This is a genomic window from Streptococcus oralis (assembly GCF_023109315.1).
Taxonomy (GTDB): Bacteria; Bacillota; Bacilli; order Lactobacillales; family Streptococcaceae; genus Streptococcus; species Streptococcus oralis_BS.
Genome location: NZ_JALDUF010000001.1, coordinates 238,927 through 263,874, shown reverse-complemented (window position 1 = coordinate 263,874; position 24,948 = coordinate 238,927). Strand labels below are relative to the sequence as shown.

Below are 24,948 nucleotides of genomic sequence, written 5' to 3'. Positions count from 1 at the left end.
ATCTGTCTTTTCTTTCTTTTATGATATAATAGAAACATGAAATTAAAAACTACTTTGGGCCTCCTAGCTGGGCGTTCTTCTCACTTCGTTTTAAGCCGTCTTGGCCGCGGAAGTACGCTCCCAGGAAAACTTGCCCTCCAATTTGATAAAGATATTTTACAAAACCTAGCTAAGAACTACGAGATTGTCGTGGTCACTGGAACCAATGGGAAAACCCTGACAACCGCCCTGACTGTCGGCATTTTAAAAGAAGTTTATGGTCAGGTTCTTACTAACCCAAGCGGTGCCAACATGATTACAGGAATCGCAACGACCTTCTTGACTGCCAAATCGTCTAAAACTGGAAAAAACATTGCAGTCCTAGAAATTGACGAGGCCAGTCTATCTCGTATCTGTGACTACATCCACCCTAGCCTTTTTGTCATCACTAATATTTTCCGTGACCAGATGGACCGCTATGGTGAGATTTACACGACTTATAACATGATTTTGGATGCCATCCGTAAAGTGCCTACGGCTACAGTTCTCCTCAATGGTGACAGTCCGCTTTTCTACAAGCCAGCTATTCCAAATCCTGTACAATATTTTGGTTTTGACTTGGAAAAAGGGCCAGCCCAACGGGCTCACTACAATACCGAAGGTATTCTCTGCCCTGACTGTCAAGGCATCCTCAAATATGAACTCAATACCTATGCCAACTTGGGGGCCTATATCTGTGAAAATTGTGGTTGCAAACGTCCTGACTTGGACTACCGTCTGACAGAATTGGTTGAATTGACTAACAATCACTCTCGCTTTGTCATTGACGGACAAGAATACGGAATCCAAATCGGTGGACTCTACAATATCTACAATGCCCTTGCTGCGGTCGCTATTGCCCGTTTCCTCGGTGCCGATTCACAACTCATCAAGCAGGGATTTGACAAAAGCCGTGCTGTCTTTGGACGCCAGGAAACCTTCCATATCGGTGATAAGGAATGCACCCTTGTCTTGATTAAAAATCCAGTCGGTGCAACTCAGGCTATCGAGATGATCAAACTAGCTCCTTACCCATTTAGCCTATCTGTCCTCCTTAATGCCAACTATGCAGATGGAATTGACACTAGCTGGATCTGGGATGCGGACTTTGAACAAATCACTGACATGGATATCCCTGAAATCAACGCTGGCGGTGTTCGGCATTCTGAAATTGCTCGTCGTCTTCGGGTGACTGGCTATCCAGCTGATAAAATCACTGAGACAAGTAATCTGGAGCAAGTTCTCAAGACCATTGAGAACCAAGACTGCAAGCATGCTTATATCCTGGCTACCTATACTGCCATGCTGGAATTCCGCGAACTGCTGGCTAGTCGTCAGATTGTTAGAAAGGAGATGAACTAATGGTTTATACTTCACTTTCCTCAAAAGCTGGCAACTACCCTTATCAGCTCAACATCGCCCACCTCTATGGGAACCTCATGAATACCTATGGAGACAATGGAAACATCCTTATGCTCAAGTATGTGGCTGAAAAGCTGGGGGCTCATGTAACGGTTGACATCGTTTCTCTCCATGATGACTTTGACGAAAATCACTACGATATCGCCTTTTTCGGTGGCGGTCAAGACTTTGAACAAAGTATTATCGCAGGAGACCTACCTGCTAAAAAAGAGAGCATTGACAACTACATTCAAAACGACGGTGTAGTTCTGGCTATCTGCGGTGGTTTCCAACTATTGGGGCAATATTATGTTGAAGCCTCAGGCAAGCGCATCCAAGGTCTAGGAGTCATGGGTCACTACACCCTCAACCAGACCAATAACCGCTTTATCGGCGACATCAAGATTCACAATGACGAATTCGATGAAACCTACTATGGATTTGAAAATCATCAGGGCCGTACCTTCCTCTCAGATGACCAAAAACCACTGGGACAGGTAGTCTATGGAAATGGAAATAACGAAGAAAAGGTCGGCGAAGGGGTTCATTATAAGAATGTCTTTGGTTCTTACTTCCACGGGCCTATCCTCTCTCGTAATGCCAATCTAGCTTATCGCTTAGTCACTACTGCTCTCAAGAAAAAATACGGTCAGGACATCCAACTCCCTGCCTATGAGGATATTCTCAGTCAAGAAATCGCTGAAGAATACAGCGACGTGAAAAGCAAGGCTGACTTTTCTTAAACTAAGGAAAATTAGATAAAAGAACTCCACTATCTTGTCGGAGTTCTTTTTGCCTGTTCTTTTACCCTTCTCTCTTGCATTTTCTCTCTTTTTTTGCCAAAATAGAGAGGTAGAAAGAAGGTAGCATATGTCTAAATTACAACAAATCGTAACATATCTTGAATCAGAAAAACTAGACGTCGCTGTCGTATCTGACCCCGTCACTATTAATTACCTCACTGGTTTTTACAGTGATCCCCATGAACGCCAAATGTTCCTCTTTGTCCTAGCGGACCGGGAACCTCTCCTTTTTGTCCCAGCCCTTGAAGTGGAGCGTGCAAGCAGCACTGTTTCTTTCCCAGTAGTGGGCTATGTGGATTCTGAAAATCCATGGCAAAAAATCAAAAATGCCTTGACACAGCACGACTTCAAACGTGTCGCTGTTGAGTTTGACAATCTCATCTTGACAAAATACCATGGTTTGAAAACAGTTTTTGAAACTGCTGAGTTTGAAAACCTCACTCCTCGCATCCAACGCATGCGCCTCATCAAATCAACTGATGAAGTGCAAAAAATGATGGTTGCAGGGCTCTATGCTGATAAGGCTGTAAAAGTTGGTTTTGACAATATCTCTCTTGATAAAACAGAGACAGATATCATTGCCCAAATCGACTTCGCCTTAAAACGTGAAGGCTATGAAATGAGTTTTGATACCATGGTATTGACTGGTGATAATGCTGCAAATCCACACGGAATTCCTGGTGCAAACAAGGTCGAAAAAGACGCCCTTCTCCTCTTTGACCTGGGTGTTATGGTCAATGGCTACGCATCAGATATGACTCGTACAGTCGCTGTCGGCAAACCAGACCAATTCAAGAAAGATATTTACAACTTGACCCTTGAAGCCCAACAAGCTGCTCTTGACTTTATCAAACCTGGTGTGACTGCTCATGAAGTAGACCGCGCTGCCCGTGAAGTCATCGAAAAAGCTGGTTACGGTGAGTACTTTAACCACCGTCTCGGTCACGGTATCGGTATGGATGTCCACGAATTCCCATCTATCATGGAAGGAAATGACATGGTCATTGAAGAAGGCATGTGCTTCTCTGTTGAACCAGGTATCTATATCCCTGGTAAAGTCGGCGTTCGTATCGAAGACTGTGGTGTTGTTACCAAGGATGGCTTTGACCTCTTTACAAGCACCAGCAAAGACTTGCTTTATTTTGATTAATATTCATCTAATACTCAATGAAAATCAAAGAACAAACTAGGAAACTAGCCGCAGGCTGTACTTGAGTACGGCAAGGCGACGTTGACGCGGTTTAAATTTGATTTTCGAAGAGTATAAAATCTTCCCACAATAAAACGCATAGTATCAAGGTTTTTCAACACTTGATATTATGCGTTTTTCTGATTTTTAGAACTTTTCTCCAGCCGCTTTACTTAATTTTCTTAATACTTTGACTAAGCACAAACCCTACAACCATTCCCACGATATTTTGCAGGAAGTTTGGTAGGATTTCTGGTAGGGCTGCTGCCCAGCCATTCATCAAAGTTGAACCCAAGGCGTAGCCTCCTACCATCGCAATAGTAGCTAAGATAAGGCCTAGCCATTGCCATCTTCCTTTAAATCCTGCGAAAAATCCCTGCAAGCCATGGTTGATCAAGCTAAAGAACATCCACTGTGGATAGCCTGATAAGAGGTCAATCAAGAAACCTGCTAGACCTCCGACTACAGCCCCTTCACGACTACCAAAGTAGAAGGCTGCAAAGAAGATACCCGCATCTAAGAGAGTTAGAATGCCTGTTGGTGTTGGAATCTTTAAGAAATAACCTAGAACCACAGAAAGGGCGGTTAAGAGGGATACAAGGGCGATTTTAGTTGTTTTGGTTTGCTTCATATTGTCTTACTCCATATTGATCTGCTTGTGCAATAGCACGGTAAACGAAAGCCTTAGAGCTTTCTACTGCTGGTAAAAGTTCATCCCCTTTAACCAAGTGACTGGCGATGCTTGAGGCAAAGGTACAACCTGCACCAGCATTTTGTCCTTGGATAACAGGATTTTCTAGGACAGTAAAACTTTGTCCATCATAAAAGACATCTACAGCCTTGGACTGACTAAGGCGATTGCCTCCCTTGATAATGACTGCTGGCGCTCCTAAATCATGCAATTTCTGCGCTGCAGCTTTCATATCTTCCAAAGTTTTGATTTCCTGACCCGCCAACAATTCTGCTTCAGGAAGATTTGGTGTAATCACACTGACATGAGGGAAAAAGAGAATCAACTCTTTACAGAGTTCACTGACAGCCACATCGTGCGTTTCCTTGCAGACCAAGACGGGATCCAATACAACAGGCACTCCTGGACGTTGCTTGATAAAGTTCAAGGCTTTCTCAGCCACACTGACAGTAGGGAGAAGACCAATCTTAATCCCTGCAAATTCCACATCACGCAAGCTATCCAATTCATGTTGAAAAATGGCATCGTCAGTTGGAAAGACTTCAAAGCCCTTTTCAGTCAAGGCCGTCAAACAAGTCACTGCTACAAAGCCATGCAAGCCGTTCAAGGTATAGGTAGCCAAATCAGCTGACAAACCACCACCACTAAAAATATCATTCCCAGAAAGGGCTAAAATACGATTATTCTTCATAACGAATCTCCTTTAAATACAAGCCATTCGGTGCAGCCGTTGGACCTGCTAGCTGTCTATCTTTTTTTTCTAAGATCAAGTCAATCTGCTCAACTGGCATTCGATTATTTCCGATTTTGAGCAGTGTCCCCACCATATTGCGAATCTGCTTATACAAGAAACCATTCCCTGAAAAGGTAAAGGTCAAAAACTGCCCTGTCTCATCAACACTAAGACTGGCTTCTGTAATGGTTCGAACCTTGTCCTCTACACTGGTTCCAGATGCTGTAAACCCGGTAAAATCATGAGTTCCCTCTAGCTTTTTGATTGCCATCTGCATCCGCTCCACGTCGAGCGGATAGGGAAAGTGAGTAGCGTAGTGACGACGCATAGGATTTTTGGGACGTCCTCTATCCACGATAAACTCATAGGTCTTGCTGTGCTTGGCATAACGGCAATGAAAATCATCTGCCACAATCTCAATTGAAATCACATCAATATCTTCTGGAGACTGGGTATCCAGAGCAAAACGGAGTTTTTCCTCATCCATCTGATAGAGCAGGTCAAAATGAATAACCTGACCAAGAGCATGAACCCCACTATCCGTCCTACCAGCACCGTGAACAGTGATGGCTTGCCCCTTATTGAGTCTCGTTAAGGTTTTCTCAATTTCCTCTTGAACGCTCCTCGCATGAGGCTGGCGCTGAAAACCGGCAAAGCCATAACCATCATAGGAAATGATTGCTTTATATCTTGTCATAACTTCTATTTTATCAGGAAATAAAAGTGTAAACAAGTTTAAAAACCAATAATTGTCTGGGTACAAAATTCCCAGAAAGAAAAACTTAGGAAATTAATCCTAAGCTCTCTTTTGAAGTGCGTACATAACAAAGATAGAAGTGACAATCAACCAACATCCTAAAATGGTGAAGACCAACATACCGTTTTGAGTCACCAAGCCAATCGCCCCAAGAATGAAAGGTGTCGTAAAGGCTCCAAAGCTGCATCCTAGCACTGCAAAAGATGTTGCCTGATTAAGGAGCTTGGCTGGGATTCTTTCGGAAAGAAGATGAAAGACAGTGGTCAAGGCCACACTGTAAGAAAAACCTGCCACAACACTTCCAACTACCATCACACCCAATGACGGAGACAAGGCAATCACAATCTGCCCCAATCCAAAGGTGATACCTGACCAAAGGAGCAACCTTTCTTTAAACAGAGAGATAAAGAAAGAAAAACTCACACCTGCCAAGATACCAATCAACTGCATGATACTTAAAACCAAGCTCGATAACTGGGCATCCCCTAGACCTCTTTCCACCATCAGACTAGGAATACGAATGGTGATAGCTGTATTGGTGCAGACAACAACTGCTGCTTCGACAGCCAATAGAAAAATTAGGCCTTTCATCTGACCTGTCAAACGAGTTGTCTCGGCCTCTTTTCTCTTTGTTTCTTTCTTTTCTTTCCCATAAGGGACAAAGAGCAGATAAAGAATCAATACTAAAAATCCCGCACTGTAGGCCAAGAAGGTCACTGTCCATCCCAAGGATAAGAGTTGACCTACCACTAGAGTCAAAATCGACGCCCCGACAACTTCTGCTGATCCGCGGAGACCCAGCATCTGAATCCGTGTCTTTCCATGATAGCGTTCGCTGATGATGGAAATAGCCTTGGCATTGATCATCCCCACACCCAAACCAAATAAAATCCGCATCGCAAAGACAAAGTTGTACTCCTGATACCAGAAAGGGGCTGTTCCACCGATAGAAAGGATGATAAGTCCTAGACTAATCTGAAGTCGCTCAGGAAACAATCGCTCCAAAAACCCATTTAAAACCAGCATAATCATGATTCCAAAAGAAGGAAGACTGACCAGGAGCTCGATTTGTTCTTTGGGATAGCCTTGATAGTAGTCAAACATGGCTGGCAGAGCACTTGAGATGGAGAAGGAGGTAATCAAAACGAGGGAGAGGGCCAAAATACTAGCCCGTTCTAAATATTGTTTCATGAATTTTCTTTCTATATATTTCTCACTGTTTATCCTTTTAAAAGGAAGATGGCAAGAAAAGAAGGAGCCCGATTGAACTAGAGACTCCGTCCTAACTTTCCTAATAGGAAGACTATTTTCGCTTGATTTGCTTAATCAGATAGAAGATGAAGCCTGCAACCATATACGCCGCAAAAATGATCAAACACCATTTGATAACCACATCCCAACCCTTGTTCACATTTAAAAAGAAATATGGGAAGGGATTGTCCTTGGAATTCGGAATATTGAGTTTTAAGACCAGGCCGTTAAACAAGGCAAAAATCATATAAACCAAGGGCAAGATGGTCCACAAGACTGGATCCCAGATCTTGTATTGACCCCGTTTATCAAAGAAGAGGGTATCGGCTAAAAACCAGAGTGGAACGATATAGTGGCAAAGGAAATTTTCCACTCGGTAAAAGTCTGTCGCAATCGGCGCTAACATAAAATGATAAATCACACAAGTAATCATGATACTCATGGTAACACCACCCTTGAGACGAAGCAAGGTCGGACTTTGCCAACTTTCACCTGAACGGCTCATCACACGGAGCAGATAACCCGTGAAAATCGTTACCAAAAGATTGGACAACACTGTATAGTAAAGGAGCATACCAAAGCCACCGTGCTTGGTAATCTCCAAATAAACTCCTGTAAATGCCGCTAAGAACAAAAGTACACGACTATAAAAGATAAATTTATAATTCAGTTTCATGGCTAGATTTTCTTAACAAACTCTGACTTCAATTTCATAGCCCCAAAACCATCAATCTTACAATCAATGTTGTGGTCACCTTCTACGATACGGATATTTTTAACACGAGTTCCTTGTTTTAAATCCTTTGGCGCACCTTTTACTTTCAAATCCTTGATAAGAGTTACAGTATCACCGTCAGCCAATTTATTTCCGTTAGCATCGATAGCGACAACACCTTCTTCTACTTCTGCAACTTCAGCAGGATTCCATTCATAGGCACACTCTGGGCAGACCAAGAGATTTCCATCTTCGTAGACATATTCTGAATTACATTTTGGGCAATTTGGTAAATTGTTCATGGGTTCTCCTTATAACATTTCACTATTCTTTGAAAATCAAAATTTCTCGAACAGCAACTATTATACCGTAAAATCCTACTTTTGACAATGTGTCCTAAGTCTAGCAGACAAAAAAGTCATGCAACTTTTACAGTTACATGACTTTTAAAAGATGATTGATCATGGGCACTTATCAAACGCCTCATGATAAAAGGGATAGCAACTATATCTTACAAACCAGGAGCTTGTCCAAGTTCTGCTGCAAGCATCCAAACTGTTTTCTCAAGTTCAGCCTTAGCACCAACAAAGATATCGTTTGTAACATCATCGCCTTCTTCATCAGTCACATCCAAAGCTTTTTGGAAAAGAGTGATGAGGTAGCGATAAATAGCTAGAACACGTTCCAAGCTTTCTTCAACGTTACGGAATTCTCCTTCTTCTTCTTCAATTTCACTGTGTTGAAGGAACTCTGTCAAAGTTGAGTAAGGTTTGCCACCAAGTGTAATCAAGCGTTCGCTGACTTCATCAAGGTAACCATCTAGGCTATCCATGTATTCATCCATCTTAGGATGCCATACTTGGAAACCACGACCACGCATATACCAGTGTACTTGGTGAAGGGCAATGTGAGCCACATACAAGTCTGCTACTGCTTGGTTAAGCACTTCCTTTGTTTTTGCTAGCGCTTCAGGCGCTGATTTAGATAATGTTGTTACGTCTTTTAATGCATCTTTTTTCAATTCAACCATTCTTTTCACCTCGTAAAATTATTTTTGTAACCATATTATTGATTACTACCTCAGTATACCACTCCAAGTAGACAAAAGCAAGAAAATTAACCCATATTAAAAAAGTTGTAATTGACTGATAATTTAAGAAAAATTTAGCTTTATTTTATTAGCTGACTTGATCAGATTTGCTCGAAAATTGGCTTTGGTACAGATCATAATAAAAGCCTTTTTCTTGGAGCAAGCTTTCATGATTTCCCTGCTCAATAATCTGTCCATCCTTAAGAACGAGAATCTTATCCGCTTCTTGAATGGTAGAGAGACGGTGGGCGATGACAAAGCTGGTTCTTCCCTTCATCAAGCGTTTCATGGCTTTTTGAATCAAGAGTTCCAAACGGGTGTCAACAGAGGAAGTCGCTTCATCCAGAATAAGAATTTTAGGATTGGCTAGGAGAGCACGCGCGATGGTCAACAGTTGTTTTTGCCCGAGGGAAATATTGCTGGACTCTTGGTTCATCTCCATGTTGTAACCGCCAGGAAGAGTTCGGATAAAGTGGTCTACATTTGCTGCTTTGGCAGCTTCTATTATTTCCTCGTCACTGGCGTCAAGATTTCCAAAACGTAGGTTTTCTTTGATCGTACCTTCATAAAGCCAAGCATCCTGCAAGACCATCCCAAACTGACGGCGGTAGTCTTGACGTGACAACTGGCGAATATCCTGCCCATCAACCAAGATTGCGCCTGCTGTGACATCGTAAAAGCGCATAAGCAGATTGATCAAGGTCGTCTTACCAGCTCCAGTAGGACCAACAATCGCCACCATCTCTCCCGGTTGAACTTCCAGATTAAAGTCTCGAATCAATGGTTTGTTTTCAACATACTGGAAGTCAACATGTTGGAAGGTCACCTGACCTGTTAAGGGTTCAAGGATTTCGAGTTCTTCTCCCTTGACTTCCTCTGTCTCATCCAAGATGTCGAAGATGCGGTCTAGCGAAGACTTAGCACTTTGCATTTGACCCGCAAGTTGTGTGATGTTTTGGATAGGCTGGCTGACCTGCCAAACATACTGAACAAAGGCCTGCATATTCCCTACTGTCAAACGGCCCGCGATAACCTGTAAACCACCGAGAACTGCAACGATCAGATAGGTCAAGTCCGATACAGCATGAAGAGCTGGCATCATGAGCCCAGAGATAAAGCTGGCTTTAAAACCAACACGTTGGAGGTCGTCTGTAATCTTAGAAAATTCTTTATGAGAAGTTTCCTCACGACCGTAGAGTTTCAAGACATTAAAACCTGTGAGATTTTCCTGCACATAACCATTCATCCGTCCTAAAATAGCCGCCTGCTCTTTAAAATAAGGCTGAGAACGTTTCAGGATGCTTCTAGCACCAAAATAGGTCACTGGAATGGATAGAATCACCACTATAGCCAGCTGAAAGTTCAAGTATAATACCATTCCCATGACAAGGACAATCGTCAAAAAGGCATTGACAATTTGAAGAAAAGACTGCTGAAGGGCATTGGAAACCGTCTCAACATCACTGGTAAAGCGTCCCAATAAATCACCAAACTGGTGTTTATCAAAGAAAGACACAGGGATACGATTAATCTTTTCAGTCATTTCATTTCGCAGATCCTGGGTCATGGACTGGACCGCATTAGTCATGAAATAGTTGGAATAATAAGAACCAAGTTCATACAAGAGACCTCTAAAGAGGTAAATGATTAAAACAGTTCCGATGTAACCAGTATTGATACCAGCACCTGCCAGTCCATTAGCCATATCTAAGAGATTTTTTGTCAACTCCGTAATGGCTAGCCCCAAGACAAAAGGTTCTAAGACACTCATGACCACACTCAAAACTTTTAGAAAGACTGCAAAGAAGACAGAAAAACGGTAGGCTTTTAAATAGCTCCACAAACGAGCCAAACTAGATTGTGTTTTCATATTTCCTCCTATTCTTCTGTTAGAGATGCATTTTTCAACTGCGACTCAGCAATTTCACGATAGATATCATTGGTCTCCATCAATTCCTCATGTCGACCGCGACCCACGATTTCTCCCTTATCAAGAACGATAATTTGGTCCGCATCCATAATGGTCCCAACACGTTGGGCAACGATTAAGACTGTAGCATTTTGAGTGACTTCCTTGAGACGACGGCGCAAAATGGCATCCGTACGATAATCCAAGGCTGAGAAAGAATCGTCAAAAATATAGATATCAGGATTCTTTATAACAGCTCTTGCAATTGAAAGACGCTGTTTCTGTCCACCAGAAAGATTGCTTCCTCCTTCAGCTAGATGGGTCTCAAATCCTTCGTCTCGGCTTTCGATAAAATCTTTGGCTTGCGCCACATCCGCTGCCTGATATAGGTCTTTGTGACTAGCATCTTCCTTCCCATAGCGGATATTTTCAGCGATAGTTCCTGTAAAGAGCAAGGCCTTCTGCGGGATAAAACCAATCTTTTGACGAAGAGACTTGAGGCGGTAATCCCTCACATCGACACCATCAACCTTGATTTTCCCAAGCGTGACATCGTAAAAACGAGGAATCAATTGTACAAGAGAGGACTTGCCCGACCCGGTTGATCCGATAAAGGCAATGGTTTCACCTGGTTTAGCGCTGAAAGAAATGTTATGCAAAACAGGATTTTCCGTCTCGCCAGGATAGGCAAAGGTGACATTTTCAAATTCCAAATATCCGTGGGTTGCTGTCTCTCTGACTCCTCCTTCATTGGAATCAATAGAAATCGGCATATCCATGACTTCTTTCAAACGTTCACTCGAAACGGCTGTACGAGGATACATGGTGAAGAGATTGGATAGAAAAAGGAAGGACAAGAGGGCGTGGAAACTATATTCGATAAAGGCTACTAGGTCCCCAATTTGCAAGCTTCCTTGTTTGATAGGGTCCAGAGCAAACCAGACAATGGCTACAATCATGGCAATGATAATCTGAACAAACAAGGGTTCCGTCAAACCGGTTAGTTTAAACAGACGATTGGAATTGGCTGCATAGACTGCATTTTGTCCTGCAAAACGTTCCTCTTGAAACTCCTCACGGGCAAAGGCACGAATGACACGGAGTCCCATTAGATTTTCCCTGGCATATTGGTTTATCTTATCTAAGGTAGCCTGCTGTTTCTCTGATAATGGTCGAGTCTTGACCGCTACATAAATGACCACCACGGCTAAGAAAGGTACTGCAAAGGCCACTATCCAGGCTAATGACGGACTTGTCAGGAAGATCATTAAGATACTAGACAGCATCATCATGGGGGTGATGACACCCAATTTTAAGGTCTGTTCTGCAAATTGCATGAGAACAAAGGCATCACTGGTAATGCGAGTAACCAGTGAAGACACTCCAATCTTTTCATATTCATGATGAGAATACTCTTGTAATTTGGCATAGAGATCATCCCTCATATCCTTGACCATATTGGTCGTCAGCTTACTAGCAGCGTAGGCTAAGACTATACGCCCCAAGGTTCCACATAGGATAATCACCAGCATAATTGCAGCCCAAACATACAATTGCTGTTCATTCCCTTTATTCACACCTTCATCAATCATCCGAGCCAGAACAGTTGGCAGTCCAAGATTGACGACAACAAAGAAAACCGCTCCAAAGAAATCCAAGAATAACCACTTGGGGTATTTTTTCAAATAAGACCAAATATAGAGCATAACTCCCCCTTTCATAACTTTTTGATATAGAAAAGAGCGCGCATCTGCACGCCTTTCTTTCCCTAAGGAACTTTCCTAGTCTAGAAAAATCCCTCTTTCACAAGAATGCTCCAAGTAAAAACAAGACAGGCAGTCAAAGTCACTCAGTACTTTTAACTGTCTGTCTGGAATAAGCTAGATTATTTTACAAAATCAAGCAATGCCAAGAAGCTTTCAGCTTCAAGTGACGCACCACCAACAAGGGCACCGTCAACGTCTGGGCAAGCCATGTATGAAGCAACGTTTTCAGGTTTAACAGAACCACCGTATTGAACACGAACTTTGTCCGCAACTTCTTGACCGAAGTCGGCAGCTACAACGTCACGAACAACTTTACACATTTTTTGTGCATCGTCTTGTGAAGCTGATTTACCAGTACCGATAGCCCAGATTGGCTCGTAAGCGATAACTGTTGAAGCAACTTGTTCAGCTGTCAAGCCAGCCAATGCAGCAGATACTTGAGCACCTACGAATTCAGCCGCTTTACCAGCTTCGTAAGTTTCAAGTGACTCACCACAACAGATGATTGGAAGCATACCGTTTGCAAAGATTGCTTTTGCTTTTTTGTTGATATCTTCGTCAGTTTCATGGAAGTAGTCACGACGTTCTGAGTGACCGATCACAACGTAGTCTGTACCGATTTCTTTCAAAACTTGTGGGCTAGTTTCACCAGTGAACGCACCTGCATTTTCAAAGTAGCAGTTTTGAGCAGCAACTTTAAGGTTTGAACCTTTAGCAGCAGCAAGAACAGCTGTCAAATCAACTGCAGGAGCTGCGATACCTGCTTCAACAAGGTCTGATGAAGGAAGTTTTGATGCAACGGCTTCAACGAATGCTTTTGCTTCTTCTGGATTTTTGTTCATTTTCCAGTTACCAGCGATAAATGGTTTACGTGACATTTCACATACCTCTTTTTTCATTTTATTCACTATTATTCTATCATATTTATAAGGAGCTTGCAAACCTTACTCTAATTTTCAAGATTTTTCAAGCAACTAATCTTGCCACAAATTCATAGCATCGAGGAAATCAGCTGAAGCCTGAACTTGTTTGGGATTGTTCGCTTCTCGCTCTGCTCGTTTGGCCTCCACCTGAGCCACAGACTGGATACCTTCATGGCGCCAGTTACGAAGGATTGCCTGAATGTACTTCCAGTTTGGTTTGCCATTAAAAACCGCCTCTCGGAGAGCTTCCTTGATCAAATCCGCCTTGATTCCATCTTCTTTGACAGTCTTGGAAAGATCTTCGATTTCAAATGGTGTTAACAAGCGCCCCAATTCCTGCTGAAAAGTTTCAACCAGATCCTTCAATTGATTTTTGGAGTTTGGGGCAGTTGTAGCTGGAGTTTGGCTATCTAGCAAGCTATCCAAGCGTTCAAAAGCCAGACTAGCATCAAAAATCAGCTCAATTTCCCCATTTAGTTCAATAGTTCGATATTGTAGCAAACCATTTTCAGTCAAATTCGAAATGGATTGGTTGACATCTGCCACCTCTTTCCCAATGATTTCAGCTATTTGGCTAGGCGAAACATCTCCTAAGGCTGTGGTATTTTGTAAATAGAAAAATTGCCAGACGAGAAAATCTTCGCTGGAAGGAAAGAGTTCCTTAAAATGCAAGAGCAGGGCACTTGGCAAAACCAAGTTCCCTGATTTAAAAGCGTCAAAATATGTCATAATTCCTCTTATAAATATCCAAATGCAGCCGCATCATCCTCTACCTTCCTCCAGACAAAAGGGGTTTCCTGATAAACTGCATAGTTCACCCAATTGCTGAAAAAGAGGGCAGCTGATGAAGACCAACAGAGACACGGTGTCTCATTCACATCATCATTTTTAAAGTAGTTCTCTGGGATATGAGGGTCGAGCCCCGCCTCATAATCACGAAAATACTCCCTTGCCAAAGTGTCACGATCGTACTCCAAATGACCAAAACTATAAATCTCACGCAAATCCCGACTAGCTAGGATGGAAACCCCAACCTCAGGACCTTCCGACAGAATCTCCAGATTGGTCTTATTTAAGATTTCTTCTTTCAAAATCTCAGTATGGCGAGAATGGGGAGCTACATAGCAATCATCAAAACCTCTAAAAAGAAGGTGCCCTTCTTTCAAGGTATCCTGTGGGTAAATACCTGATAGCTTCCGATCCATCTGGTGCTTTTCAACACCATAGCGAACATAAAGACCTGCTTGTGCTCCCCAACAGATATGCAGAGTTGAAAAAACATGCGTCTTGGACCATTCGATGACCTGCTTGAATTCTTCCCAGTAATCCACCTCCTCAAAAGGCAAATGCTCCACTGGCGCTCCCGTGATAATCATTCCATCAAAGAAGTCATCCTTGACCTCTGGAAAGGTCTTATAGAAAGTTTCCATATGTTCGGCACGGGTTGTCTTTGAATGATGCGTTTCCATATATAAGAAATCAATATCTAATTGCAACGGTGTATTAGCCAAATGCCGCAAAAGTTGCGTTTCTGTTACCATCTTTTGGGGCATTAGGTTTAAAATCAAAATTTTCAAGGGACGGATATCTTGGTGGGCCGCACGTTGATCATCCATGACAAAGATATTCTCTGTCCGTAAAATCTCAACTGCTGGCAATTTTTTATCAATTCTAATCGGCATAACCTTCTCCTAACTGTACTCTTTTAGAAATAATTGAATGTGTTTGAAGTCAAATCTCAAACACTTAGTCCTTTTATTATACTGCAAGAAGATATAGTTTTCAATTATAGTTTTTCTCTAACTAGCTATAGTTTGTTTATATAGCAGATGAAGAGAAAACAGCCCCAAGGACTGTTTTTCATTAATAATGCATAAGTACCTTGTAATCGTAATCTCCGATTTTTTCACGGCCTTTAAGCTCATCCAACTCAATCAAGAAAGCACAACCGGCTACAACACCACCAAGTCTTTCAATCATCTCAATCGTTGCCTTGACAGTTCCACCTGTTGCCAAAAGATCATCTACGATGAGAACACGTTGGCCTGGCTTGATCGCATCAGCATGCATAGTCAAGGTATCAATACCGTACTCTTTCTCATAGTCAGCAGAAATCACTTCACGTGGCAATTTTCCTGGCTTACGAACAGGTGCAAAGCCAATTCCCAACTCGAAAGCAACTGGGCATCCGACAATAAATCCACGAGCCTCTGGGCCCACAATCATGTCAATTTTTTTGTCTGTTGCATACTGAACAATTTCACGAACAGCGTAGCTATAAGCATTTCCATCTGCCATCAAAGGGCTGATATCACGGAAGGTAATGCCTTCCTTAGGATAATTTTCAATCGTTGCGATATAATCTTTTAAATTCATCTTTTTCTTTCTTTCAAAGTTTTTTACTCTCTATTATACCATATTTTCTGTGAAAGAAGAAGAGGAAACGCACTATTGCTACAAAGCTGATCAATGAACTGATTTTTCTAAAAGGTAATACTCATCAAAAAAAACGAGCACTTTCGTACTCGTCTTCTCTTTTATAAACTACTGATTAAAGTGAGTTTACGTCAACTTTGATACCAACACCTTGAGTAGTTGTGATTGTCAAGTTTGTTACGTAAGTTCCTTTAGCTGTAGCTGGTTTTGATTTTTGGATTGTTTCGTTGAAAGCTTTGAAGTTTTCAACCAATTTTTCAGCTTCAAATGATACTTTACCGATGATTGCTTGAACGTTACCTGCACGGTCAGCACGGTAAGTGATTTTACCACCTTTAGACTCTTCAACTGCTTTAGCAACATCCATTGTTACAGTACCAGTTTTAGGGTTTGGCATCAAGTTACGTGGTCCAAGGACACGTCCAAGACGTCCAACAAGAGCCATCATGTCAGGTGTAGCGATAACTACATCGAAGTCCAACCAACCGTCGTTGATTTTCGCAACAAGATCGTCTTCACCAACGAAGTCTGCACCTGCAGCTTTTGCTTCTTCAGCTTTTGCACCACGTGCGAAAACAAGAACGCGTGAAGTTTTACCAGTTCCGTTTGGCAATACCATTGCTCCACGGATTTGTTGGTCAGCTTTTTTAACGTCGATGTTCAAGTTGTAAGCAACTTCTACAGTTGCGTCAAATTTTGCAAAGTTAGTTTCTTTTGCAAGTGCTACAGCTTCTTCTACACTGTATGCTTTTGTGCTGTCAATTTTCTCAAGAGCAGCACGAAGTTGTTTGCTTTTTTTAGCCATTTTCTATTCTCCTTGTAAGTGGTTCAATCGATTTTCATCTCCCACGTCACTTCTCGAAATGATGAAGTCTTGCGGGTTTTCAGCCTATTATTTCCTTTTCCTACTTCGTTCAGTTCCTTTACTGTACCTAAGTACAAGCATCAGCCACTGGCCTAGTATGAAAAGCAACTAATAGACTGCTGTGAGATTTTCTACTGTGTTATTGATTAGTCAACAACAGTGAATCCCATAGAACGAGCAGTACCTTCGATCATACGCATTGCAGACTCAATGTTTGCTGCGTTCAAATCTGGCATCTTAGTTTCTGCAATTTCTTGTACTTGTGCACGAGTAACTGTAGCAACTTTAGTTTTGTTAGGTGTACCTGATCCTTTTTCAACACCTGCAGCTTTTTTCAAAAGAACAGCAGCTGGTGGTGTTTTTGTAACGAAAGTAAATGATTTGTCTTCGTATACTGAGATAACAACTGGAATGATCATACCAGCTTGGTCAGCTGTACGAGCGTTGAACTCTTTTGTGAATCCCATGATGTTGATACCAGCTTGACCAAGAGCAGGTCCAACCGGTGGAGCTGGTGTAGCTTTACCAGCAGGGATTTGCAATTTTACAAGTTTTTCGACTTTTTTAGCCATTTTTAAATCCTCCTTTGTGGTTTTGGCGGTAATTAAAGATTTTTACCTCCCACAAGTATGCTTTACACATACCCATCTATTATACACTATTTATCTAAAAATGCAAGAGAAAAATTTCTTTTTTAATCGACGTAATCTCCGCCTTCAAAGCCATAGTATTCTTCCAAACTAAGGCCACTTGCAGCAATTTCTTTGGCTTCTTTTCCAACGTAGCGAAGATGCCATTCTTCCGCCATGTAGCCAGTCTCTTTTTCCTTGCCTTTGAGATAGCGAACAACAAATCCATAGTCAGCTGCATGATCTAGGAGCCACTGGGCTGCCTTCCCCTCTGTCACCAATTCTCCATTAGTCCCAATCAAATCAAAAGCAAGACCTGTTTGGTGTTCACTGTATCCAGGGCGGGCTGAGTAGCGATCTGCCTCTTCCTTACCATCTTGATTTACATAGTCTTGATAAAGTTTGGTTTGAGTTTCATAACTTCTAAAACCACTGTAATGATCGCTGATTGGGAATCCTGCCTCTTGCATAGCTTTGATGAGTTTGACCAACTCTGCCTTGGCTGTTGGATTTTCTCCTGGATTGTAGTCTTTTGACAAAGGATAGTGCTTATTAGCCACGACGATTTCATCGTATTTTCCTTGTATACTATAGTGATCTCCCTTATTGACAACTTCTGCCTTCTTCTGACTAGAAGCTTGAGATTTGCTCCCTACAGTACCCTCAGGTTGACTAGTTTGTTCCGTTTTTTGAGTATTTTCTTCATTTTTAGGTGTTTCTTGAGAACATGCTGCTAGGGTTACTGCTAGCAAACCGGATAAAACGATGTATCTTTTTTTCATTTTTTGCTTCCTCTCTTAGGCCACGTGCTTCTCTAATTCATCGGATAAGGCTTTAATCATTTGTTCCAACTCATGGGATTTCACTTGGCAATCTTCTGCCGCCATTTCTTCCCAGGGCACCCACCAGACTGGACCACGGCCATTAAGTCCATGACCCCTCATATCACCTGATCGCCTTGGAAAGAGGTGCCAGTGGGCGTGGGCATCTCCATTTCCTAACAGTTCGATGTTCATCTTTTCAGCTTTAAACGCTTTGGCAACGGCTTCTTGGACCAAACTCATTTCCTCTAGAAAACGAAGTTTTACAGAAGTCTCCATATGGTGGAGTTCTGTGACATGCTCCTTTGCTAGAAATAAGGTATAGCCCTTAAAGTATTGATGGTCTCCAATAACAACATAGCCTGTTTCTAGTTCTTTTACAAAGTAGGGATTCTTCCCTGCCTTGATCCATTCAATTCTTTGACAAATCAAGCACATATTAGTCTACCAATGCACTCTTGAGATAGGCGTCTACCATACGCTCAGTCGCCATGACCGAATCAATGTGTGTTCGTTCGTAAGAGTGACTGGATTCAATACCAGCTCCAAGGAGTGCATGTTTGACCTCGGCTCCTGCTGACATAGCTGCCGAAGCATCCGAACCGTAAAATGGATAAATGTCGAGCTTAAATGGAATATCTTGCTCCTTTGCCAAAGTCACTAAATGTTGACGGAAGTCGTAGTGATAAGGACCTGAAGCGTCCTTGACACAGATAGACACTGTATATTCGTCTGTCTGTTGGTCATCTCCCATTGCACCCATATCGACAGCCAGATATTCTACTACCTGAGCTGGAATATTGGAGTTGGCGCCGTGGCCCACCTCTTCAAAGACTGAAAAAGCAAAATGAGTTGTTACTGGTAATTCAAGCCCCTCTTCCTTATAAACACGAAGAAGATTGAGCAAAATCGCTGCGCTGACTTTGTCATCCAAGTGACGTGACTTGATAAAACCAGTCTCTGTCACGACAGTTCGCGGGTCAAAACTGATAAAATCGCCGACCTCGATGCCCAAGGCGCGGGTTTCTTTTTCATTGGTTACTTTTGCATCCAAACGCACTTCCATATTGTCCTGCGTACGTTCAGCAGTTCCTGCATCTTTGTAGACATGGCAAGAAGTTTGGTGGATGAGGATAGTTCCTGATACCGTTTGACCTGTGCTAGCCACATGAACCGTACAATTCTCACCTTCAATCATGTTCCAAGGGAAACCACCGATACGGTCCAATTTGAGACGGCCGTCAGGTTTGACAGCACGAACAATAGCACCCAGCGTATCCACATGGGCAGTCACATAGCGGTGTTGCTCATCATTTTGACCTTTAATAGTAACATTAACACCACCCTTGGCTGTACGGACTGGCTGGTAGCCAAGCTCTTCTAAAGTATGGACCAAGTAGTCTGAAATCTCACGAGTGAAACCCGTTGGCGATGCAATAGCGGTTAGTTCTTTGATATAGTTGATAGTCTGATTCATTTCTTCACCTCTTTTGCTACCTATTATAGCATATTTCAGTAGAGAGGAAAAAAGAAAAATCACTCCTGTAAAGTTGACTTACAAAAGTGACTTCTATTTTTTATTCCATCTCAAAAACGTCACTCTCTTGTTTGTTTGGTAGAACCAATGAAAGCAAGATTCCGATAATAGCTGGCACTAGCCATGGAAGAGAGGCTGACGCAAACGGAAGGGCATTAATCAGATTTTCAAGAAACTCAATCTTAAAGGAACTTCCAAGGACGCTTGTAAGAGCAATCGCTGTAACAAGCCCAATAGTTAACTGCATACCTGGTTTTGATAGGGCGACAAACTTATTAACAATCACAATCATCACAATGGCGATGGTGATTGGGTACAAGATTACCAGTACTGGAACTGAATACTTAATAATGGCATCAAGACCAAGGTTTGCAATGGCAAATCCAATCAAGGTAAAGGCAGTTGCATAGACCTTGTAGCTGATTTGTGGGAAACGTCCATTAAAGAACTCTGCTGTCGACACAATCAAGCCAACCGTCGTTGTGAAACAGGTTACAGTTACCATAACAGCAAGGAAGAGTTGAGCCGTTGAACCAAAGATTTCCTGAGTAGCTTGCGACAAGATATAAACACCTGGTGTTCCACCCTTCATTGCTTCTGCTGGTACCGGGAAGTGATTTCCAAGGAATCCTAAACCGATGTAAAGAGCGCTAAAGGCAAGAGCTACAACGATACCAACCACCCAAATAGTTGAAATGTACTCTTTCTTACTTGAGAATCCAAGTTGTTTCAAGGTTTGAACAGCAATGACACTGAAAGCCACTGAGGCAAGAGCATCCAAGGTATTATACCCTTCTAGGAAACCTGTCCCAAAAGCAGAGGATTGATAGGCTTCTGAGGCCGCTTGAGGACTTGTTCCACCATACTTGAAGGCACCTAGTACAACCAAGATAACGATCAACAAAGCAAAGACTGGCGTTAAAACACGTCCGATTCGATCCAAGATTTTTGATGGATTAAGCGAAATCAGATAGGCTGCTGCAAAATACAGTATAGTAAAGACAATCAATCCAAGTCCTTTATTCGCATCTGATAAAAGGGGGCTAATCCCAACTTCGTAAGCTGTTGTGGCTGTACGTGGAATGGCAAAGAAGGGACCAATTGATAGATAGAGGACTGCAAGATAAAGCGTCGCAAACCAAGGTGAGATTTTCTTAGAAATCTCGTGAATGTATCCTTTCGGGTTTAGTGTTCCAATAATGAGAGTCAAAACGGCGATACCGACGCCTGAAAAGACAAAACCTGCAATGGCAGGAAGAAAATGTTCTCCAGATAGGGCACCTAGAGAAGGCGGAAAAATCAAGTTCCCCGCACCAAAAAATATTCCAAACAGGAGCAAACCTGTTAGGGCACCTTTTTTAGCCATAAAGAATCTCCTTCATATTTCTAAAATACTGACCTAGTATATCACGAATAAGAGTATGAAAAAAGCATCACGAAATAAATATTGAATGTTTTCAATATTTTTAAAAATAAGAATTATCTAAAAACAAAATCCCTTACTCAGTTGGAGCCGAGCAAGGGAAAACTAGGATCTATCGCCATATAGGTTTAAAGATTTTCAAAGGCAGTCATTCCACCTTGGACATTGATAACGTCATAACCCTTTTCAGCTAGAAATTGACAAGCACGCGCTGACCTCATCCCAGATTTACAAATGACATAATGCAAGAGGTCCTTGTCCAACTGATCATAAGTATCAGCCAATTGACTAAGCGGTAAGTTGTGGGCACTTTCTAAATGAAGCGTCTCGAACTCTTCTACTTCTCTCACGTCTAAGACTGAAAGGGACTCTTTCTGATAGAGCTGGTAAAATTCATCGAAGGCTATTTCTTTCATTCTTTTTCTCCTAATACTCTTCGAAAATCTCTTCAAACCACGTCAGCGTCGCCTTACCGTAGGTATGGTTACTGACTTCGTCAGTTCTATCCACAACCTCAAAACAGTGTTTTGAGCTGACTTCATCAGTTTTATCTGCAACCTCAAAGCTGTACTTTGAGCAGCCTGCGGCTAGCTTCCTGGTTTGCTCTTTGATTTTCATTGACTATAAAATCGTTTTTATTCTTTTTTTCAAATCTGGCACCACTTCTGACTCAAACCAAGGATTTTTAGCCATCCAGATTTGATTTCGTGGTGAGGGATGAACTAGTGGAAAATAGGTCGGCAAGTAGTTCTGGTAATGTTTTACCCTTTCTGTTACCTTGCCACTAATTTTCTCATGTAAATAATAGGCTTGGGCATATTGCCCAATCAAAAGTGTCAATTCAATATTTGGACATTCCTTGAGGAGTTGTGGGTGCCATTTTTCTGCGAAGCCTTTACGGGGTGGAAGATCGCCTGATTTTCCATGTCCTGGGAAATAAAAGTCCATGGGAATAACTGCAAACAAACCCGAATTGTAAAAGGTATCTTCATCAACACCTAGCCACTCACGCAGACGATCACCACTCTTATCCTTCCAATAAATTCCAGCTTCTTGCGTTTTAAAGCCCGGAGCTTGACCGACAATATTGATACGAGCAGTTGTTGGCGCTGCAAAGAGAGGTTCGATTCCGCGTTCTGTATAGCTGGTATTCTGTGGATCCGCCATAATGGCTTGCTTGATTCTTTCGATTTGAGACATCTGTTTTCCTCCAAAAAGAAGTCTAAGCATAAAATCTCAGACTTCTATCGTTTTATTTGATTAATTCATAGATAGCTTCTGCATAGATTGCTGCTGCTCGGAAGAGATCGTCTAAGGCGATGAATTCATTGGCTTGGTGCATGGTATCAATAGAATCTGGGAACATAGCACCGTAGGCAACACCACGTTCTAGCAAACGGCCGAAGGTTCCACCACCAATGACTTGCTCGTGACCTTTAAGACCAGTTTGTTTTTCATAGACATTCAACAAGGTTTGAACGAGTGGATCTTCCATTGGCACATAGTGAGGGGTGTGACCGTGTTCAGAAAGACTAACAGAAGCAACTGGCAAGTTTTCAAGAACTGATTTGATTTGCTCTGGACTTGTTCCTTTTGGATAACGGAAGTTGAGGGCAATGGTATTGTCAGCACTTGTTTCGTCAAAGCGGAAGACACCCGCATTCATAGAAAGGGCACCCATCTTTTCATCCACATGAGCAACCTTGAGATTTGTACCCTCATGGTCATTCAAGAGAATCTTACCAGCGATGTCGAGGTAGTCTTTTGCAGGTCCTTCAAAAGCAAATTGGCTAAGGAAGAGGGCAAGGTAAGTCGCACCATTGACACCTGAAGCCGGCATAGCACCATGGGCTGATTTACCAATGATGGTCACCTTGTACTGACCGTTTTCTTCTTGGAGTTCTCCTCTAAGTTTGTGCTCTGCAACAAAGGCATCTAGTTTAGCTTGCAAGTCAGCCAAGTCACCTGAAACGACTGCTGTCGCTGATTCAGGTACCATGTTTTCACGTAAACCACCTGTGAAGCTGTGAAGATGGGCAACACCTGTATTTTCACCTGCAAAGCGAAGGTATTCTGTGATATTTCCTTTTTCACCATTAATGATAGGGAATTCAGCGTCTGGAGAGAAGCCAAAGTCTGGTTTCGCTACTCCTACATGTTCAAAGTAGTAGTCCATGTCTGCCCAGCCTGATTCTTCGTCTGTTCCGACAATAAAACGAACTTTCTTAGAAGTTGGAAGGCCCAATTCTTTGATGATTTTCAAACCATAGTAACAAGCTGTTGTAGGCCCCTTATCGTCTGAAGCCCCACGCGCATAAAGACGACCGTCTTTGATAGTTGGTGTGTAAGGATCTGTGTCCCAACCACTACCAGCTGGCACCACGTCCATGTGAGCAAAGATTCCGAGAACTTCTTCTCCTTCACCAAACTCAAAATGTCCTGCGTAGTTATCGACATTCTTAGTTGGATAGCCGTCACGGTCTGCAATTTCAAGGAATTTTTCCAAGGCTTTTACCGGCCCAGGTCCAAATGGATGCTCAGCATCGGCTTTGCTATCATCACGTTCTGAGTTGATTTCCAAAAGGCTAAACAAGTCAGCCAAGAGGTCTTCTTTGCGTTTTTCTACTTCTGCTGTAAAATCAATTGCTGTCATTTTTTCTTCCTTCTATCTTTTCTCGATGATTTCATCTACTGGCAAGCGGTAGCTTGGTTCCAATTTTTCGTCTGTATAACCCACTGTGATCAAAAGCTCAGGACGGAAGCGTTCTTCAATTTCCAAGACTTCGTTGGCTTTTGATTTATCAAAACCAAGGATAATGTTAGAGCCGATTCCTTGGTCAGTCAAAGCAAGAACCAAGTTCATGGCAACCAAACCTGCATTGAGGGCTAGGTAGTCGCTGACTTGTTGTTCACTGTAACGCGCAAACTCGGCAGGCAAATTCTTCATAAAATATTGAAGTTGCTCTTCTGAGAAATTCTTTGCGCCACCAACACGGGCAATCTTGCGGGCACGTTTAGCAAGGTCTGTATCTGTAAACAAGGCAATGGTTACAGGTGCTGATGACACCTGCTCAAAGTTCGAACCGTATGCCAATTTTGCCAATTCAGCATTTTTCTCACGAACGACTACAAACTTCCATGGCTGGCTGTTATGGGCACTTGGGGCTAAGGTTGCGATTTCAATAGCCGTACGTACATCTTTGGGATCCACCGGCTTATCAGTGAAATGCTTGGTTGCATGACGTTTTTTATTTAATTCAAGAAATTTCATAATCGATTTCCTTTTCTAATTCTACTGCTTCCATTCTACCATATTTTGAAAGAGCTTGCAGAGATTTTTCATAGAGTTAGTACTTCTTTCAAACTCTCTGCTATTAATTTGGAGCTATTTAAGTAGGTATCGCTTTAGATTTGAGCAAGCAAAAAGCAGGTGATCAAACACCTACTTTCTCATATTATTGACCAGATGTGTATGGAGCAACTGCTTTATACGCTGACTCCAGCGCTTTCTTCATTGTGTCACGTCCAGTTTTCAACTGTTGAACAAATAGAGTACGCGTTTGTTCTGGCACTACTGTATCATCAGAACCAATACTTGAAAGGCTTTCGTTAAATGACTCTCTTACAGTCTCCATAGACTTAAGCGCTGGTTCAACTTGGGCGTTATATGCTTCTTTTCCACTCTCTGGAATTTTTTCTCCAATTTCAACTGCATGCTTTTTATAATTGTCAACTAGTTTACCAAAAACTTTCTTCACATCTCCAACAGTTTTAGCATTATCAATTTCTTCATCGGTGATTAAAACAACCTCATTATTTTCTGTCTTTGAACTAGACGTTGTTGATGAGGTCTCTGAAGAAGAAGTTTGCTCTACAGAACTTGAATTTTTAGTCGAAGAATCAGACGTTGTTTTCCCTGAACATGCTGCTAAAACAACAACAGATAAAAGAGCCATACTGGCTGTAATAATTTTCTTCATAACGTTCTCCT

General features: G+C 42.2%; 28 protein-coding genes. 3 read left to right on the top strand and 25 right to left on the bottom strand.

What is annotated here, in order from left to right; translation table 11 throughout:
* The first annotated feature begins 36 nt into the window (after window positions 1–36).
* From murT to M1F74_RS01195, 3 genes are all read left to right on the top strand, one after another.
* Window positions 37–1,380, top strand: coding sequence for a lipid II isoglutaminyl synthase subunit MurT (gene murT, locus M1F74_RS01205; RefSeq protein WP_247946070.1), 1,344 nt, complete (start codon window positions 37–39; stop codon window positions 1,378–1,380).
* A complete protein-coding gene (gene gatD / locus M1F74_RS01200) occupies window positions 1,380–2,162 on the top strand; it encodes a lipid II isoglutaminyl synthase subunit GatD (protein WP_057488621.1) in 783 nt (260 codons plus the stop codon). The genes murT and gatD overlap by 1 nt, the downstream gene beginning before the upstream one ends.
* A 127-nt stretch (window positions 2,163–2,289) precedes the next feature.
* Window positions 2,290–3,372 carry a M24 family metallopeptidase gene (locus M1F74_RS01195; protein ID WP_247946069.1) on the top strand — a complete coding sequence of 361 codons (1,083 nt, stop codon included), beginning with the start codon at window positions 2,290–2,292 and terminating at the stop codon, window positions 3,370–3,372.
* A gap of 208 nt (window positions 3,373–3,580) precedes the next feature.
* On the opposite strand, the gene M1F74_RS01190 is transcribed toward M1F74_RS01195, so the two are convergent.
* The 25 genes from M1F74_RS01190 to M1F74_RS01070 all read right to left on the bottom strand — a co-directional run bounded on the left by M1F74_RS01190 (window position 3,581) and on the right by M1F74_RS01070 (window position 24,937).
* Entirely contained in the window at window positions 3,581–4,042 is a 462-nt protein-coding gene (locus M1F74_RS01190) for an ECF transporter S component (protein WP_061588343.1), read from the bottom strand.
* Window positions 4,020–4,793, bottom strand: a complete 774-nt coding sequence (locus M1F74_RS01185; protein WP_247946068.1) for a bifunctional hydroxymethylpyrimidine kinase/phosphomethylpyrimidine kinase — start codon at window positions 4,791–4,793, stop codon at window positions 4,020–4,022. Before M1F74_RS01185 ends, M1F74_RS01190 begins: the two co-directional genes overlap by 23 nt.
* Window positions 4,783–5,532 carry a tRNA pseudouridine(38-40) synthase TruA gene (gene truA, locus M1F74_RS01180; protein WP_247946067.1) on the bottom strand — a complete coding sequence of 250 codons (750 nt, stop codon included), beginning with the start codon at window positions 5,530–5,532 and terminating at the stop codon, window positions 4,783–4,785. Before truA ends, M1F74_RS01185 begins: the two co-directional genes overlap by 11 nt.
* 99 nt (window positions 5,533–5,631) lie before the next feature.
* Entirely contained in the window at window positions 5,632–6,783 is a 1,152-nt protein-coding gene (locus tag M1F74_RS01175; protein WP_247946066.1) for an MFS transporter, read from the bottom strand.
* 112 nt (window positions 6,784–6,895) lie between these two features.
* The gene (locus M1F74_RS01170; protein ID WP_247946065.1) at window positions 6,896–7,519 is read right to left on the bottom strand and encodes a Pr6Pr family membrane protein; all 624 of its coding nucleotides are present in this window, start codon (window positions 7,517–7,519) and stop codon (window positions 6,896–6,898) included.
* A 2-nt stretch (window positions 7,520–7,521) separates the two neighbouring features.
* On the bottom strand, window positions 7,522–7,860 hold the full coding sequence (locus M1F74_RS01165) for a zinc ribbon domain-containing protein YjdM (protein WP_001061598.1): 339 nt from the start codon (window positions 7,858–7,860) through the stop codon (window positions 7,522–7,524).
* 209 nt (window positions 7,861–8,069) lie between these two features.
* Window positions 8,070–8,588, bottom strand: coding sequence for a Dps family protein (locus tag M1F74_RS01160; RefSeq protein ID WP_000229852.1), 519 nt, complete (start codon window positions 8,586–8,588; stop codon window positions 8,070–8,072).
* Between the two features lie 148 nt (window positions 8,589–8,736).
* Complete coding sequence (locus M1F74_RS01155; protein ID WP_247946064.1) at window positions 8,737–10,518, bottom strand: ABC transporter ATP-binding protein; 1,782 nt, start codon at window positions 10,516–10,518, stop codon at window positions 8,737–8,739.
* Window positions 10,519–10,526: 8 nt separating this feature from the next.
* Window positions 10,527–12,263, bottom strand: a complete 1,737-nt coding sequence (locus M1F74_RS01150; RefSeq protein WP_247946063.1) for an ABC transporter ATP-binding protein — start codon at window positions 12,261–12,263, stop codon at window positions 10,527–10,529.
* 179 nt (window positions 12,264–12,442) lie between these two features.
* The gene (gene tpiA, locus M1F74_RS01145) at window positions 12,443–13,201 is read right to left on the bottom strand and encodes a triose-phosphate isomerase (RefSeq protein ID WP_000087900.1); all 759 of its coding nucleotides are present in this window, start codon (window positions 13,199–13,201) and stop codon (window positions 12,443–12,445) included.
* A gap of 96 nt (window positions 13,202–13,297) precedes the next feature.
* The gene (locus M1F74_RS01140; protein ID WP_084853724.1) at window positions 13,298–13,975 is read right to left on the bottom strand and encodes a DnaD domain-containing protein; all 678 of its coding nucleotides are present in this window, start codon (window positions 13,973–13,975) and stop codon (window positions 13,298–13,300) included.
* Between the two features lie 8 nt (window positions 13,976–13,983).
* Complete coding sequence (metA, locus tag M1F74_RS01135) at window positions 13,984–14,928, bottom strand: homoserine O-acetyltransferase MetA (RefSeq protein ID WP_247946062.1); 945 nt, start codon at window positions 14,926–14,928, stop codon at window positions 13,984–13,986.
* Between the two features lie 181 nt (window positions 14,929–15,109).
* Window positions 15,110–15,622, bottom strand: coding sequence for an adenine phosphoribosyltransferase (locus tag M1F74_RS01130; protein ID WP_001049316.1), 513 nt, complete (start codon window positions 15,620–15,622; stop codon window positions 15,110–15,112).
* A gap of 175 nt (window positions 15,623–15,797) precedes the next feature.
* Entirely contained in the window at window positions 15,798–16,487 is a 690-nt protein-coding gene (gene rplA, locus M1F74_RS01125) for a 50S ribosomal protein L1 (RefSeq protein ID WP_001085676.1), read from the bottom strand.
* A 206-nt stretch (window positions 16,488–16,693) separates the two neighbouring features.
* On the bottom strand, window positions 16,694–17,119 hold the full coding sequence (gene rplK / locus M1F74_RS01120; protein ID WP_001085808.1) for a 50S ribosomal protein L11: 426 nt from the start codon (window positions 17,117–17,119) through the stop codon (window positions 16,694–16,696).
* 122 nt (window positions 17,120–17,241) lie between these two features.
* Window positions 17,242–17,958: an LD-carboxypeptidase LdcB/DacB gene (gene ldcB, locus M1F74_RS01115; protein WP_247946061.1), complete on the bottom strand. Its 717-nt coding sequence runs from the start codon at window positions 17,956–17,958 to the stop codon at window positions 17,242–17,244.
* Between the two features lie 15 nt (window positions 17,959–17,973).
* Window positions 17,974–18,435 (bottom strand): HIT family protein, encoded by a 462-nt coding sequence (locus M1F74_RS01110; RefSeq protein ID WP_247946060.1) that lies wholly within the window; start codon window positions 18,433–18,435, stop codon window positions 17,974–17,976.
* 1 nt (window position 18,436) lies between these two features.
* Complete coding sequence (locus M1F74_RS01105; protein WP_247946059.1) at window positions 18,437–19,474, bottom strand: M42 family metallopeptidase; 1,038 nt, start codon at window positions 19,472–19,474, stop codon at window positions 18,437–18,439.
* A gap of 100 nt (window positions 19,475–19,574) precedes the next feature.
* Window positions 19,575–20,900 (bottom strand): branched-chain amino acid transport system II carrier protein, encoded by a 1,326-nt coding sequence (brnQ, locus tag M1F74_RS01100; protein WP_247946058.1) that lies wholly within the window; start codon window positions 20,898–20,900, stop codon window positions 19,575–19,577.
* Between the two features lie 185 nt (window positions 20,901–21,085).
* Complete coding sequence (locus M1F74_RS01095) at window positions 21,086–21,373, bottom strand: rhodanese-like domain-containing protein (protein ID WP_057488636.1); 288 nt, start codon at window positions 21,371–21,373, stop codon at window positions 21,086–21,088.
* Between the two features lie 10 nt (window positions 21,374–21,383).
* Window positions 21,384–21,575, bottom strand: a complete 192-nt coding sequence (locus M1F74_RS01090) for a hypothetical protein (protein ID WP_101784476.1) — start codon at window positions 21,573–21,575, stop codon at window positions 21,384–21,386.
* A gap of 3 nt (window positions 21,576–21,578) precedes the next feature.
* Complete coding sequence (locus tag M1F74_RS01085; RefSeq protein WP_247946057.1) at window positions 21,579–22,157, bottom strand: uracil-DNA glycosylase family protein; 579 nt, start codon at window positions 22,155–22,157, stop codon at window positions 21,579–21,581.
* A 52-nt stretch (window positions 22,158–22,209) separates the two neighbouring features.
* Entirely contained in the window at window positions 22,210–23,610 is a 1,401-nt protein-coding gene (gene pepV / locus M1F74_RS01080) for a dipeptidase PepV (protein ID WP_247946056.1), read from the bottom strand.
* A gap of 12 nt (window positions 23,611–23,622) precedes the next feature.
* Window positions 23,623–24,228: a nitroreductase family protein gene (locus M1F74_RS01075; RefSeq protein ID WP_084877820.1), complete on the bottom strand. Its 606-nt coding sequence runs from the start codon at window positions 24,226–24,228 to the stop codon at window positions 23,623–23,625.
* 184 nt (window positions 24,229–24,412) lie between these two features.
* Window positions 24,413–24,937, bottom strand: a complete 525-nt coding sequence (locus tag M1F74_RS01070; RefSeq protein WP_084932939.1) for a hypothetical protein — start codon at window positions 24,935–24,937, stop codon at window positions 24,413–24,415.
* Between the last annotated feature and the right edge of the window lie 11 nt (window positions 24,938–24,948).